At 60.2% G+C, this 460-nt stretch carries 1 protein-coding gene; it reads left to right on the forward strand.

Translation table 11 applies throughout. The features are described 5' to 3' along the window. Positions 1-25: 25 nt before the first annotated feature. Positions 26-460, forward strand: a 435-nt coding sequence (locus ACTHUR_RS20350) for a cation:dicarboxylate symporter family transporter (RefSeq protein WP_440400607.1), incomplete at its 3' end; no start/stop codon positions are given.

The following is a 460-nucleotide window of genomic DNA, read 5'->3' on the forward strand; positions in this document are numbered from 1 at the left end:
TTCTTGCACAATAAAGAGACATGTCATGTCACAGGCAACGACCTCTGCCCGCCCTTCGGGGCATAAACCCTTTTATCGCAATTTTGGCTTTCAGGTTCTGATAGCCATGGTCATCGGCCTGCTGCTTGGCCTTGTTGCCCGCAATATCGGCCCCGACGCCGCCGGCAGCCCCAACTGGCTCTCGGTGACGCTGCAGACCATCGGCAGCATATTCGTCCAGCTGCTGCGCGCACTCGTGCCGCCGCTGATCTTTACCGCCATCGTCGCCTCCATCGCCAATCTCAAGAACCTCTCTAACGCGGCGAAGCTCGTCTGGCAGACGCTGCTCTGGTTCGCCATCACCGCTTTGATCGCGGTCGTCATCGGCATCGTGCTCGGTCTTGTCATCCAGCCGGGCGTCAACACGGCGATCGCCAATACGGCAGCGGCAGCACCGTCCTCCACCGGTTCTTGGCTGGAC

Source organism: Neisseria sp. P0021.S007, from assembly GCF_051956855.1.